The organism is Caulobacter sp. SSI4214, from assembly GCF_012184455.1.
Classification (GTDB): domain Bacteria; phylum Pseudomonadota; class Alphaproteobacteria; order Caulobacterales; family Caulobacteraceae; genus Caulobacter; species Caulobacter vibrioides_E.
This window is the reverse complement of sequence record NZ_SZWJ01000100.1, coordinates 1-14,487: the sequence shown is the minus strand read 5'-3', so window position 1 is coordinate 14,487 and position 14,487 is coordinate 1. Positions and strand designations below refer to the sequence as shown.

Annotated in this window: 7 protein-coding genes and 1 pseudogene; 5 read left to right on the top strand and 3 right to left on the bottom strand. The window is 67.3% G+C overall.

The annotated features are described in order from the left end of the window. Window positions 1–654: hypothetical protein (locus FCU40_RS19890; RefSeq protein ID WP_168077309.1), on the bottom strand; the 654-nt coding region annotated here is incomplete at its 3' end. Between the two features lie 228 nt (window positions 655–882). Further along, window positions 883–3,615, bottom strand: coding sequence for a TonB-dependent receptor (locus FCU40_RS19885; protein WP_168077308.1), 2,733 nt, complete (start codon window positions 3,613–3,615; stop codon window positions 883–885). 299 nt (window positions 3,616–3,914) lie between these two features. On the opposite strand from FCU40_RS19885, the gene FCU40_RS19880 reads away from it, so the two are divergent. Together FCU40_RS19880 and FCU40_RS19875 are read left to right on the top strand one after the other, a co-directional pair. Continuing rightward, window positions 3,915–5,705 carry an alpha-amylase family glycosyl hydrolase gene (locus FCU40_RS19880; protein ID WP_168077307.1) on the top strand — a complete coding sequence of 597 codons (1,791 nt, stop codon included), beginning with the start codon at window positions 3,915–3,917 and terminating at the stop codon, window positions 5,703–5,705. Then, entirely contained in the window at window positions 5,684–7,327 is a 1,644-nt protein-coding gene (locus FCU40_RS19875; RefSeq protein WP_168077306.1) for an alpha-amylase family glycosyl hydrolase, read from the top strand. The genes FCU40_RS19880 and FCU40_RS19875 overlap by 22 nt, the downstream gene beginning before the upstream one ends. Before the next feature lie 42 nt (window positions 7,328–7,369). Here FCU40_RS19875 and FCU40_RS19870 read toward each other — a convergent pair. After that, window positions 7,370–8,397, bottom strand: a pseudogene (locus tag FCU40_RS19870) (LacI family DNA-binding transcriptional regulator). 307 nt (window positions 8,398–8,704) lie between these two features. On the opposite strand from FCU40_RS19870, the gene FCU40_RS19865 reads away from it, so the two are divergent. The 3 genes from FCU40_RS19865 to FCU40_RS19855 form a co-directional block, all read left to right on the top strand. Beyond that, the gene (locus FCU40_RS19865) at window positions 8,705–10,210 is read left to right on the top strand and encodes an MFS transporter (RefSeq protein WP_168077304.1); all 1,506 of its coding nucleotides are present in this window, start codon (window positions 8,705–8,707) and stop codon (window positions 10,208–10,210) included. A gap of 35 nt (window positions 10,211–10,245) precedes the next feature. Further along, complete coding sequence (locus tag FCU40_RS19860; RefSeq protein WP_168077303.1) at window positions 10,246–12,567, top strand: glucan 1,4-alpha-glucosidase; 2,322 nt, start codon at window positions 10,246–10,248, stop codon at window positions 12,565–12,567. A gap of 131 nt (window positions 12,568–12,698) precedes the next feature. Beyond that, the coding region (locus tag FCU40_RS19855; RefSeq protein WP_168077302.1) for a methyl-accepting chemotaxis protein at window positions 12,699–14,487 on the top strand (1,789 nt) is incomplete at its 3' end.

Here is a 14,487-nt window from a genome sequence, read left to right as displayed (position 1 = left end):
GGCGGCGCCCGCCAGGCCGGCATAGGGCGCGTCGGCGATCGACACGACGAGGTTCTGATTCACGTAATAGCCCAGCGCGATGCCGCCGATCGCGCCGCCCGGAAGGGCCAGCACGCGGTCCTGGGAGACGCCCAGCGGGCCGGCGATGGCCGCGCGGGCGATCTCGGGCGTCACGCCGGTCCAGCGGGCTTCATAGGCGGCGTCGATGGTCTTTTCGCGCACCACCTCGCCCGTGCGCCAGCGCACCAGGCGGAAGGTCACGCGGGCCGAGGCCAGCTTGTCGGTTCCCAGCCAGACATTCGGACCGCGGAGGTCTTCGAAGGTCGTATACAGCATGTACTCGGCGTCGAGGCGGCTGGGAGCCAGCATCTCGGCCTTGCGCAGGTGGTCGCCGAGGCTCTGGACGACTTGGACGCGGGTCGGGCGGGTGGTGACCACGCCGCCGCCGTCGAACCAGCGGAACTCCGGCGCGCCTTCCACCGACTGGACGACGACGTTGCGATAGAAGGCGCGGGCGGGCGAGGCCTTGGCCACCACGGCGGGCGGCAGCGGCGGCTGGCGCAGGGCGGCGACTTCGTCGCGCGTGGCGCACGCGCCCAGCGCGGCGGCGGCGCTGGCCAGCAGGGCGGCCAGGCGAATGGACTTGGTCGACATGGATGCGCTCCCCCACGATGAAGCGCCACTATGGGGTTCAATCCTAAAAAGAGCTTGAACCGCCATACCCGTGGGCGGGGCGGGCGCGGGCCCCGTGACGCGGACAAAAAAGGGCCCCTGTCGGGCAGGTCCGACAGGGGCCTTGTCAGGCTTGGGGAAGGGATCGGCGCGCCAGGGGCGATTTAAGCGGTCGGTCCGCCTGGCGCGCTGTAGGTTTCCGAACCTCGGTCAGAACTTGTAGTTCAGGCCCACCAGATAGGTCCGGCCGTAGGTCTGATAGTCGATGACCTGGCGCGGATCGTTGTTCTGATAGGTGACGAAGGGCTCGTTGGTCAGGTTGTTGACCTGGACCAGCAGGGATAGGCCGTTCATCGGGCCATCGCTGAAGGTGTAGCCGATCTGGCTGTCGACCACCGACTCGCCCTTGACCTGGCGGTAGTTGCGGCCGTTGCCGAAGCCGGTGACCTCGCCCAGGAACTTGGAGCGATAGCGGTCGCTGACCCGGAACGAGAAGCCGTTCTTCTCGTAGTAGCCGGTCAGGTTGGCCACGGTCTTGGACAGGCCCGGGATCGGCTGGGACGGATCGCCCGGGTTCGGCTGGATCGAGCTCTTGGTGTACGAGGCGCTGAACTGGACGCCGAAGCCGTCCAGCACCGGCGTCAGCAGCGCGAACGGCATCGAGGCGGCGAATTCGACGCCCTTCAGCGAACCGCCCTTGCCGTTTTGCGGCGTGGTCAGCAGGCCCTGGCGCAGCACCGGCGCGGGATTGCCGCCGGTCGGGAAGCCGGTGAAGTCGTAGATGACGCTCTGATCGTAAACGTAGGTCTTCAGGTCCTTGTAGAACGCGGCCAGCGAGACATAGGCCTGGCGGCCGAAGTACTTCTCGTAGGACACGTCATAGGCGTTGGCGCGCCAGGGCTGCAGCGCCGGATTGCCGCCGCTTCCGCTCCACGGCGAGAAGTTGATGTTCGTCGAGGAGGACTTGCTGGGGTCGTAGCCGAAGTTGGTGCTGGCGCGCATCTGGTCCATCCGGGGACGGGCCAGGGTGCGGGCGACCGCGAAGCGCAGGCTCTGTTCGTTGGGCAGGCGGAACTGCAGGTTCATGCTGGGCAGGAAGTCGAGATACTTCTTGCCGCCCGACAGCTTGGTCTGGATGACGCCCGTTCCGGTGCCGCTGGCGCCCAGCGCGGTCGAGCTCTGGTCGGTGTGGACCAGTTGGAAACCGAAGTTGCCGGTCACGGGCACGCCGCCCAGTTCGGCGTCGATATTGGCCTTCAGATAGCCGACGGCGACCTTTTCCTCGACGCCCCAGCTCTTGACCAGCACGTCGGCGTTGGGGTTGCGGACCAGGTCATAGGCGCCCGACTTCACCAGCGCGAACGGGTCGTAGCTGACGACGTTGCCGAGGCCGACGAAAGCCAGGGAGGTCGAGCCCAGGATGGCCGACGACGGGATCGCGACGCTGGCCGGCGAGCCCTTGACCCGCAGGAACCACTCGTCGTTCACCAGGTCCTTGGTGCGTTCGCTGTAGTTGAAGCCGGCCTCGACGCTGGACAGGCCGTCGTCCAGCGCGCGGGTCACGGCGAAGCGCGCGGCCTTCAGCTCGTCGACGATATGCGGCTGGTTCAGATAGCCGTCCTGGCCGCCGCTGATGATGTCGCCGCCCCAGCCTTGCGGGCTGGTCAGCTTGATCGTGTTGGGATCGGCGTAGTTCAGGGTCGACTTGAAGATCGTCTCGCCATCGCCGTTGACGTTGAACGTCATGTTGTCGGTCGCGCCGGCGCCCGAGCGGCCGGTGCCCGAATAGGACTCCAGGACCATGTCGGTGCGATCGACCTTGGACCACGACAGGTCGCTGGTCAGGGTCCAGCCGTCGCCGGCCTTGAACTGGTTGTTCCAGCCCAGCGACTTGATGGTGGCGTCGCGATTGTTGCCGTCGTTACGGACGACGCCCTTGACGCCGTTGAACGCGCCGCTGGTCACCACGCCGTTCGAGGCCGTGGCGTTGGTCAGCGGCACGCCGCCCCAGACCAGGGGCAGCTCGACGCCGCGCTGGATCTGGTGGTTCTTGAACTTCGAGTAGAACCCGTCCAGCGTCGAGGTGAAGCGGTCGGTGGGGGCGAACTCGACGGTGGCCATCACCCCGTCGCGCTTCAACATGCTCGACTGCACATAGGGCTTGGCGCCGCCGATCACCAGGTTCTTGCCCGAGGCGTCGGTGGGATAGCCCCACGAATTGAAGCGCTCGGCCTGATAGGGCGACTCCATGTGGGCGAAGCCCAGGGCCAAGCCCAGCTTACCGTCCATGAACTGGTCGATGTACGAGATGCTGACCCGGTTGCCGTGGGCTTTGGTGCCGGCGTTCAGCGCGCCGATGTCGTTCCACTCGTAGCGGGCGCCGACGGCCAGGGCGCGCTTGCCGAAGGCCAGCGGGCGGACCGTGCGCATGTCGGCGGTGCCGGCCAGACCCTGGCCGATAAGGCCGGCGTCGGGGGTCTTGTAGACCACGACGGCGCTCAGCAGTTCCGACGGATACTGGTCGAACTCGACCCCGCGGTTGTCGCCGGTCGAGACCTGCTCGCGGCCGTTCAGCAGGGCGGTGGTGAAGTCGGGCGCCAGGCCGCGGATCGAAATGACCTGCGCCCGGCCGTCGAGGCGCTGGGCGGTCAGACCGGGCAGGCGCGCGATGGACTCGGCGATCGACACGTCTGGCAGCTTGCCGATGTCCTCGGCCGAGACGGCTTCGACGATCGAGCTGGAGCTCTTCTTCAGCGTGATGGCGCCTTCGATGCCCTTGCGGATGCCGGTGACGACGATCTCCTCGACGTTGGTGTCGTCCTTGGCGGCATTCGATGCGGTGGCTTGCGCGTGCGCCGAGCCGCCGAGCGCGAACGCCAGCGCGAGGCCCGTGGCTCCGCCGGTCATCAGCCAGGCGCGGCGGCGCGAAAATTCAGTGGTCATGAGTCTCACCCTCCCTGTCCGGCTCTGCGCTTTGAGTCATGCGATCGGGCCGTTGATGAAAACTACTGCAAATTACCCAATCGTAATCAACCCAAAAAATTGCAAACCGACTGGATTGAGATGCTTCGGCCCGCTTAGGTGTTGCGAATTTGCTCCACTAATTCGCGGTGAGTGCGGCTGGTGGGGCTGCAAAGTGGTCCAATCTGCCGGATTGACAGGCTTGCTCGGCTTCTGCAAATTCTTGCAAAGAATTGCAATGACGGGTCGACGCCTTAAGGTTGGCCTAGGGGAGGGGAGCTATGTCGTCCTGGACGCGACGCCTGCTGCTGGCCTTGACGGCCGCCACCGCGTTGACGACGGCCGCGTCCGCCGCGCCTGGCGACTACCGACAGCGCCCGCCCCAGGACGAGGTGATCTATTTCCTCCTGCCCGATCGCTTCGAAAATGGCGACGCGGCCAATGATCACGGGGGCGCGGATCGGGGGGCGTTGGTCGATGGTTTCGACCCCACGCGCGCCGACTTCTACCATGGGGGCGATCTGAAGGGCGTGACCCAACGCTTGGGCTATATCCAGGGCTTGGGCGCGACGGCGATCTGGCTGGCGCCGATCTTCAAGAACAAGAGCGTGCAGGGCGATCCGGGCCACGAGTCGGCGGCGTATCATGGCTACTGGATCACCGACTTCACGGATGTCGATCCGCACTTCGGGACCAAGGCGGACTTCAAGGCCCTGGTCGACGCGGCCCACGCCCGAGGCCTGAAGGTCTATATGGACATCGTCGTGAACCACACGGCCGACGTCATTCAGTATCGCGAATGCCCGGGCGGTCACTGTCCCTATCGCGGCGTCGCCGACTATCCCTACACGCGCAAGGGCGGGACGACGGGCGCGCCGATCAACGACGGCTTCGACGGCAAGGACTTCGGCAAGCTGACGCGGCCCGACTGGGCCTACACGCCCTATGTTCCGGCGGGCCAGGAACACGCCAAGGCGCCGGACTGGCTGAACGACCCGATCTACTACCATAACCGCGGCGAGAGCACGTTCGCGGGCGAGAGCTCCCTGCTGGGCGACTTCACCACGCTGGATGACGTGTTCACCGAGAACCCGCGCGTCGTTCAGGGCTTCATCGACATCTATGGCCAGTGGATCGACGACTTCGGGATCGACGGCTTCCGCATCGACACCGCCCGTCACGTGAATCCGGAATTCTGGCGGGCCTTCGCGCCGGCCATGCTGGCGCGCGCCAAGGCGCGGGGCATTCCGAACTTCCATATCTTTGGCGAGGTGTTCGATCCCGACGTGGCGATCCTGGCCAGCCACACGCGCGTCGACAAGTTGCCCGCCGTGCTGGACTTCGCCTTCCAGTCCGCGGTGACCGACGTCGTCACCGGAAAGGCCGGCCCCGAGAGACTGGCGCGGGTCTTCGTCAGTGATTCCGTCTACGAGGGCGGCGAGGCGGGCGCCCGGCAACTGCCGACCTTCCTGGGCAATCACGATATGGGCCGCATCGGCTGGTTCGTGCGGAAGGCCCGGCCGGGAATCGGCGATGACGAGCTCCTGGCCCGCGTCACCCTGGCCAACGCCATCATGCTGACCGCCCGGGGTGTCCCGACGATCTACTATGGCGACGAGCAGGGCTTCGCCGGCGAGGGCGACTACGCGGCCGCGCGCCAGGACATGTTTCCCAGCCGGGTCGCCGGCTACAACGCCGAGCGGCCGATCGGCGCGACGCGCGAGGGGCCGCGTTCGGCCTTCGCGACCGACGCGGCGCTTTACGGCCGCATCGCCGAGCTGGCCAAGCTGCGCGTCGCCACGGCGGCCTTGCGCGACGGACGTCAGGTGACGAGGCTGGCCAGCGACCAGCCCGGTCTCTTGGCGTTCTCCCGTCTGGCGGGCAAGACCGAGGTGCTGGCGGTGTTCAACACCGGCGACCGCCCGGCCAAGGCCAATATCGCGGTCGAGCCCGGTTCCGTCGCCTGGCGCGCCCTGCATGGCGCCTGCGCGGTATCGGCCAGCGCGCCGGGCAGCTATTCCGTCGAGCTCAAGCCGCTCGACTTCATGATTTGCGTTTCCGAGGGACGATAGTGACAGCTGAGGTTCTTGTTCGCCCGGGCGCGGAGACGTCGATGAACGCCGAATGGTGGCGCGGCGCCGTGATCTACCAAGTCTATCCGCGCAGTTTCGCCGACTCGAACGGCGATGGCGTCGGCGACCTGCCGGGCGTCACCGCCCATCTGGATCACATCGCCTCGCTGGGCGTGGACGGGGTGTGGCTGTCGCCCTTCTTCACCTCGCCGATGAAGGATTTCGGATACGACGTTTCGGACTACCGGGACATCGACCCGATCTTCGGGACCCTGGCCGATTTCGACGCCATGATCGCCAAGGCCCACGATCTGGGCCTGAAGATCATCATCGATCTGGTGTTCTCGCACACCTCGGAAGAGCACCCTTGGTTCGCCGAAAGCCGTCAGGACAGGACGAACGCCAAGGCCGACTGGTTCGTCTGGGCCGACGCCAAGCCGGACGGCAGTCCGCCCAGCAATTGGCAATCGGTGTTCGGCGGTCCGGCCTGGACCTGGGACGCCCGGCGCGGCCAGTACTACATGCACAACTTCCTGGCCGCCCAGCCGCAGCTGAACCTGCACAATCCGGCCGTCCAGGAGGCCCTGCTGGCCGTCACCCAGTTCTGGATCGACAAGGGCGTGGACGGCTTCCGCTTCGACGCCATCAACTTCTCGATGCACGACCCGAAGTTCACCGACAACCCGCCGCTGCCGCCGGGCGGCAAGCGGACGCGGCCGTTCGACTTCCAGGACAAGATCTTCAACCAGAGCCACGCCGACATCCCGAAATTCCTGAGCCGGATCCGGGCCCTGACCGACGCCAGCGGCGGCCGCTTCTCGGTGGCCGAGGTGGGCGGCGACCATGCCGACCGCGAGATGAAGCTGTTCACCGCCGGAAACGATCGCCTGAACAGCGCCTATGGCTTCCTCTACCTCTACGCCGACAAGCTGACCGGGGACATGATCCCCAAGGGCGCGGCCATGTGGCCTGGCGAAGACGGGGAGGGCTGGCCGTCCTGGACCTTCTCCAACCATGACGCGCCCCGGGCGGTGTCGCGTTGGGCCGAGGGGCGCGACCGCAAGGCCTTCGCCGAGATGTGCCTGCTGCTGCTGATGGGGCTGCGCGGCAATGTGTTCGTCTATCAGGGCGAGGAGCTGGGCCTGCCCCAGGCCAATGTGCCCTTCGAGCGTCTGCAGGACCCCGAGGCCATCGCCAATTGGCCCCAGACGCTGGGGCGCGACGGCGCGCGCACGCCCATGCCTTGGATCGCGCGCGCGTTGAACGCCGGCTTTTCCCCCGTCGAGCCTTGGCTGCCGGTCGATCCCGAGCACCAGGCCCTGGCCGTCGACGCTCAGGAAGCCGACCCGCGCTCCACCTTGCACGTGGCGCGTCGCCTGATCGCGCTGCGCAAGGCCTATCCGGCGCTGCGCACCGGCGCGATCAGCTTCCTCGAGACCAATAGCCCGCTGCTGATCTTCCAGCGCGGCGAGGGCGACGACGCCCTGCTGCTGGCCTTCAATCTCGGTCACGAGCGCGCGGCCTGGTCGCTGCCGGACGGCTGGACTCTGGTCGACGGCGTCAACCTTGGCGGGGAAGGCGAGATGCCGCCATGCGCGGGGGTGATCGCGCGGCGGGGGTGATGGCTTTCCGAAGCCGATTTCCTCCGCGGACGCCGGGAGCTTTCAGCCCCCGCAGCTTTCCCGGATGATCAGATCCGTCGGCACCCGCTCCGAGCGGCTGGCGCGCTCGCCGCTGTCCAGCAGCTTGGAGACCATCAGGCGGCCGGCCTTGGCGGTGTCCTGGGCGATGGTCGACAGCGCGGGGCTGGCGTAGCGGCTGAACGGCACGTTGTCGAAGCCCATCACCGAGACGTCGGCGGGGACCGAAAGGCCCGCGTGCTTCAGGGCCCTTAGAGCGCCGAGCGCGATCAGGTCGGAGGCCGCGACCACGCCGTCGAACTTGACGCCGTTGTGGATCAGGGAATCCAGCGCCGCCTCGGCCGACTCGACCTCGAAATGGGCGGGCACGATCAGCGCGGGATCGACCTCCAGCTTGGCCTGCTCCAGCGCGTCCAGATAGCCGCGATGGCGGTGCATCGCCTCGGGCGCTTCGGTGTCGCCCAGGAAGACGATGCGCTTTCGGCCCAGGCGCGCCAGATGCAGGGTCGCGCGCCGACCGCCATGGATATTGTCCGAGCCGACCGAGCAGTAGTTCTGGTCCGGGAACTGGGCGCCCCAAACCACGAAGCGGTTGTCGGTCTCGGCGAGGCGGTTGAAGGCCGCGTGCAGCGAGCTCTGGCCCAGGAAGATCACGCCTTCGGCCCGGCTGGTGGTCATGGCCGCCGACAGGTCCTCGAAATTGGCCGGGGCGATGTGGCTGAGAATGACGTCGCAGCCGCGCTCGCGCGCCGCCTCGCCGACGCCGGCCAGGAGCTCGAGAAAGAAGGGGTCGGACATGCCGCTGTCGCGGCTCTGGGCGCGGGGCGTGACGATGGCGATGGTCGCCTCGGCCCCGATCGGGCCGGCCGGCATGTAGCGGCGGAACGGGTAGTCCATCTCGCGCGCCAGCTTCCATATCAGCTGCTTGGTGCGCTTGTTGACGGCCGGGCTGTCGTTGAGGGCCCGCGACGCGGTCGAGATCGAGACCCCCGCCAGCTTGGCCAGGTCCTCCAGTCGCGTCGCCCCCTTGCTCACCTCAGGCCGTCCCTAATGCAAAGATTTCTGCAAACTTTTTCAGTCCGTCCATAAGCCGTCGTTTGGCCCGGTTTGCAACCCGGGCAAGGCGCGGATTCGACGGAATCGGCCGTGAAAAAGGATGCAAACAAAGTCGAAGCGCTGGTCGTCTCCGTGAGGCGCGGCGCTGGGCGAGGGCGTCGAAATGAGCGGATACGTCCTGTTAAATATGGATTTTACATTGCGTCTCCCGCAGGCGCATGCGCAAATGCGCCTTGCGTCAAATTATGAAAAAACTTGCGAACCAGCCGGGGCTACCGGCGGTCGGAGCGGGGCGGAGGATCCATGGCCAGGCAGAGGCTCAGTCTGCTGCAGATCTGGAACATGTGCTTTGGCTTCTTCGGAATCCAGATCGGTTTCGGCCTGCAGAACGCCAATACCAGCCGCATCTTCCAGACCCTGGGCGTCGACGTGGGGCATCTGGCGATTCTGTGGATCGCCGCGCCGGCGACGGGGCTGCTGGTCCAGCCGATCATCGGTCATTTCAGCGATCGCACCTGGGGGCGGATGGGGCGGCGCAGGCCGTATTTCTTCTGGGGTGCGGTGATCACCAGCCTGGCGCTTCTGATCATGCCCAACGCCCCGACGCTGTGGGTGGCGGCCGCGACCCTGTGGGTCATGGACGCCTCGATCAACATCACCATGGAGCCGTTCCGAGCCTTCGTCGGCGATAACCTGCCGGACGAGCAGCGGGCGACCGGCTACGCCATGCAGAGCTTTTTCATCGGTCTGGGCGCGGTGCTGGCATCGGCCCTGCCGTGGATCCTGACCAACGCGTTCCATGTCGCCAACACCGCGCCGGCCGGTCATGTCCCCGACGCGGTGCGGATCGCGTTCTACACGGGCGGCGCGGGGCTGCTGCTGTCGGTGATGTGGACCGTGTTCACCACCAAGGAATACAGCCCCGACCAACTGCGCGCCTTCGAAACCTCGGAGCGGCGGGCGGCGGGCTTTGGTCCGCACGAGGAGCCCGAGCCGTCGGTCAACGCCTATATCGCCATCGGCGTCGGCGGCGTGCTCTTGGGACTGGCCCTGGCCTTTCTCGTCTGGACGGCGCGTCTGGAGAAGGAGCTCTACGTCCTGGCGGTCCTGCTGCTGGGCTTCGGCGCGGCGGGCGTCGCCGGAGCGCGCTTCAAGCGGATCGGCCAGACGGACAACGGCTTCTCCGAGGTTCTGGCCGACATCTTCCGTATGCCTCGGACGATGCGCCAGCTGGCGGTGGTGCAGTTCTTCTCGTGGTTTGGCCTGTTCGCCATGTGGATCTACACCACGCCGGCGGTGGCGGCGGTCCATTTCCACGCCGCCGATCCGACCTCGAAGGCCTATAACGAGGGCGCCGACTGGGTGGGCGTGTTGTTCGCCATCTACAACGGCGTAGCGGCGCTGGCGGCCATCGTCATTCCGCTCTTGGTCAAGGCCGTGGGGCGCAAGGCCGCCCACGCCCTTTGCCTGGCTCTCGGCGCCCTGGGCCTGTTGTCGTTCCTGGTGGTGCGCCAGCCGGGCCTGTTGTGGATCGGCGAGATCGGCGTCGGCTTCGCCTGGAGCTCCATCCTCTCGACGCCCTACGCCATGCTGGCCGGTGCCCTGCCTGCGGGGAAGATGGGCGTCTATATGGGCATCTTCAACTTCTTCATCGTCATCCCGCAGCTGCTGGCCGCGACGGTCCTGGGCCTCTTGCTGAAGACCTTCTTCGGCGGCCAGGCGATCTTCGCCCTGGTGCTGGGCGCGGTCGCGTTCGCCATCGCCGGCGCGGCGGTGTTCGCCGTGCGCGACGCCACCCAGCCCGCCTGATCCCCTTTTCTTCAAAGCCTGACGAGGTCCTCGCCATGCGCAGCCTGAAACTTCTCGCCCTGGCCTCGGCCGCTTCCCTGGTCGCCGCTGGCGCCCACGCCGCGACGCCCGAGACCACCTGGGCCTATTCGGCCAAGACCGGCGTCGGGGCGTCCTACGAGGCCTATGTCGACGGCGCCTACAAGCCCGGCGGCAAGACGGGCGCGGTGTCCAAGGTCTGGTTCTCGATCGCCAACGGGATCCTGACCGAGACCATGTACGGCATGATCCACGAGGCCCAGATCAAGCAGATGCGCGTCGCCGTCCAGACCGCGACGGGTCTGGCGGTGGAGGGCGCGGACACCACCTCGAAGACCGAATATCTGCATGTCGACGCGGCGGGACGTCCGCTGTCGCCGGCCTACAGGATCATCACGACCGACAAGCAGGGCCGCTTCGTCATCGAGAAGCACATCTTCACCGACCCCGACCGCGACGCCGTGTTCGTGCGGGTGATCGTCAAGGCGCTGAAAGGTCCGGTGACGCCCACCCTGGTGCTCGAGCCCCACATGGCCAACACCGGTGGCGGCGACACGGGCGCGGCCTCGAACGCCGCCCTGACCGCCTTCGAGGGGCGCGACTTCCTGAGCCTCAAGGGCTCAAGGCCCTTCGCCAGGGCGTCGGCCAGCGCGCTCAAGGACAACGACGCCATCGCCGGCCTCAAGGCCACGACGGTTTCGGCCAAGGGCGCGATCGTCCTGACCGGCCAGATGCCCGCCGTGGCCAAGGCGGCGACCTACGACTTCGTCATCGGCTTTGGCCGCAACGCCAAGGCCGCCGGCTCCGCGGCGAGCGCCTCTCTCAAGACCGGTTATCGCGAGGTGCTGGCCCGCTTCAACGGCGAGGGCGATCGCGTCGGCTGGGAGGACTATCTGGCCTCGCTGAGCGAGCTGCCGCGCCTGCGCGCCGCGTCCGAGGATGGCGGCAAGCTGGTTCAGGCCTCGGCCCTGATGCTCAAGGTTCAGGAGGATCGCACCCACGCCGGCGCCCTGATCGCCTCGCTGTCCAACCCCTGGGGCGACAGCGTCGACGCGACCAAGTCCTCCACCGGCTACAAGGCCGTCTGGCCGCGCGATTTCTATCAGTGCGCCATGGCCCTGGCGGCCCTGGGCGATCGGGAAACCCCGCTGGCGGCCTTCCGGTATCTGCCGACCGTGCAGGTCGGGCCGAAGACGCCGGGCAACAAGGGCGACGGCGGCTGGTTCCTGCAGAAGTCGCACGTCGACGGGACGCCCGAGTGGGTTGGCGTCCAGCTGGACCAGACGGCCATGCCGATCATGCTGGGCTGGAAGCTCTGGAAACTGGGCTGGCTGTCGGAAGGCGAGCTGAAGGCCTATTACGGCCGTATGCTCAAGCCGGCCGCCGATTTCCTGGTCAAGGGCGGCAAGGTCGATCTGGGCTGGAACCATGCGACGATCACCCCGCCGTTCACCCAGCAGGAACGCTGGGAAGAGCAGGGCGGCTATTCGCCCTCGACGACCGCCGCCGTGATCGCGGGCCTGGTCGTGGCCGGCGACATCGCCGAGGCCGCGGGCGACAAGGCCGGCGCGGATCTCTATCGCAAGACCGCCGACGACTACTCCAGCAAGGTCGAGGCCCGGATGGTGACGACCAAGGGCGCGTTCGGCGACGGTCACTACTATCTGCGCCTGAATGGCGACCAGGATCCCGACAACAAGAGCAAGGTCGAGGCGCGGAACGGTCAGGCGGCGGTTCCCGAGGATCAGATGCTGGACGCCGGCTTCCTGGAGCTTGTGCGCTACGGCGTGCGCCGCGCGGACGATCCGGCCATCGTCGCGACCTTGCCCAAGCTGGACGACCAAGCGATGGAGGACCTTTATCGCGTCCGGTACGACTTCACGTTCCCGGGCGTGGAGGGGACTTTCCCCGGCTGGCGTCGCTATGGCGTCGACGGCTATGGCGAAGACGTCAAGACCGGCGCCAACTACGGCGCGGACGGGCGGATGCGGCCGGGACAGCGCGGTCGCGTGTGGCCGATCTTCACCGGCGAACGGGGTCACTACGCGCTGGCTTTGGCGGGCCTGTCTGGCCGGCCCGACCCCGCCGCGCTCAAGCGCATTCGCGACACCTATGTTCGCGCCATGGAGCTGTTCGCCAACGAAGGCCTGTTGATCCCCGAGCAGGTCTGGGACGGCGTCGGCGCCGACAGCCCGCACGGCTACACGCGGGGCAAGGGCACCGACAGCGCCACGCCTCTGGCCTGGAGCCATGCCGAATACGTTAAGCTGCTGCGATCCGTCAGTGACGGCCAGGTGTGGGACAGCTACGCGCCGGTGAAGGCCCGCTTCGCGCGGTAGAGCCCGGCTGGCTTAGATGGATCGTGGCGTATTGTCGCGGTCGCGCGAGCGTTCGGTATGGTTAACGCGGAGTTTAGGATTCGGGCGCGAGAGATGGTCAAAGCCATAGTCGCGGCCGGAGATTCTCCTAGATGACAGCGTTCCGTCGTTTGACCATCGCCTGGAAATTGATCCTGGTGGCCGGGCTCGCGATTGGTCTGATGTTGATCGCGGCGGCCGTGGCCGTGTCGTCCCACACCAGCGCCATCGTTTCGGGCCTGACCAACCGCTATGCGGGGGCGGTCGCCGACGACGCGATTCAGAGCGTTCAGGCCGACCTGGGCAAGGTGCAGTCGACCGTGCGGTCCATGGCCGTCTCGATCGGGGCGGCGCACGAAAGCGGCATGGTCGACCGCGCCACCGTGATCGGGATGCTGAAGCCGAACGCCGAGTCCTCTGACATGGTGCTGGGCAGCTGGTTCATGGCCGAGCCCAACGCCTTCGACGGCAAGGACGCCGAGATGGCGGGCAATACGGCTCTCGGCGCCAACAAGGCCGGAAACTTCTCGCCCTACTGGGTGCACGACGGCGGCAAGGTGATCTTTCAGCCGCTGGACCAGGGCAACGAATATGCCGAGCCCTACTACGCCGTTCCCAAGCAGACGGGTAAGGCCGCCGTCGTCGAGCCCTATCCTTACGACGTGGCCGGCAAGTCCGTGCTGATGACCTCCGTGGTCTATCCCGTCTTCTCGCATGGGAAGTTCATCGGCGTGGCGGGCCTGGACATGGCCCTGGACAGCATCTCTCGCGAACTCTCGGGCCTGAAGCCGCTGGGCGGCGGCCACGTGATGCTGCTGTCCTCGACGGGCAAGTGGCTGGCCCATTCCGACCCGGCCAAGCGCATGAAGCCCTATGTCGATGTCGGCGCCGATCAACTGCAAGGCGTCCTGGCGGGCGGCGAGGCGGTCGAGGTCCAAGGCGTGGTCGACAACGGCGTGCCGATGGCGCGCATCATCCGTCCCGTGCCGATGCCGGCCTTGAACACCACCTGGGCTCTGGTCATGGACGTGCCGGTCGCGGCGATCACCGGTCCGGCCGACCGTCTGGCCAAGATCCTGTTCGTTGGCGGGCTGGTGATCACCGCGGCCGTGCTGGCCGCGCTGTTCTTCGCCAGCGCCGCGCTGGTGAAGAAGCCGCTGACGGGCCTGACCCGCAGCGTCGATCGGCTGAGCGCCGGCCGCTATGACGAGCCCGTGCCCGGCATCGACGGCGGCGACGAGATTGGAGCCATCGCCCGCGCGCTCGACGGCTTCCGCCACGATCTGGCCGACGGCCAGCGCCGCCGCGCCGAGCAGGAGGCCGAGCGCGCCGTCGCCGAGCGCGAGCGCCAGAAGCACGCCGAGGAGGCCGAGGCCTTCGCCCGCGCCCAGGCGCGCGCCGTCGCCACCTTGGGCGAGGGCATGGAGCGTCTCGCCGACGGCGATCTGATCTGGCGGATGCGCGAGGATGGTTTCCAAGGCGAGGCGGCCAAGATGCCGCGCGACTTCAACGCCGCCGTCGAAAGCCTGCAGGCCACGATGGCCGGCATCCTCAGCGCCGCCCGCAGCATCCGCGGCGGTTGCGCCGAGATCAGCGCCGCCGCCGACGATCTCTCGAGGCGGACCGAACGGCAGGCCGCCGGCCTGGAACAGACCGCCGCCGCCCTCGACCATATCACCGCCACGGTCAAGCGCAGCTCGGAAGGCGCCGAACGCGCGCGCCAGGTCACGCTCAGCGCCAAGGCCGCCGCCGAACGTAGCGGCGTGGTGGTCAAGGAGGCCGTTCAGGCGATGGGCGGGATCGAGAAGTCCTCGCGGTCGATCACCCAGATCATCGGCGTCATCGACGAGATCGCGTTCCAGACCAACTTGCTGGCCCTCAATGCCGGGGTCGAGGCCGCGC

Bases quoted from the DNA above. Each gene is read 5' to 3' on its own strand.
- FCU40_RS19885 (WP_168077308.1), bottom strand. From the start codon at position 3,615: ATGACCACTGAATTTTCGCGCCGCCGCGCCTGGCTGATGACCGGCGGA.
- FCU40_RS19880 (WP_168077307.1), top strand. From the start codon at position 3,915: ATGTCGTCCTGGACGCGACGCCTGCTGCTGGCCTTGACGGCCGCCACC.
- FCU40_RS19865 (WP_168077304.1), top strand. From the start codon at position 8,705: ATGGCCAGGCAGAGGCTCAGTCTGCTGCAGATCTGGAACATGTGCTTT.
- FCU40_RS19860 (WP_168077303.1), top strand. From the start codon at position 10,246: ATGCGCAGCCTGAAACTTCTCGCCCTGGCCTCGGCCGCTTCCCTGGTC.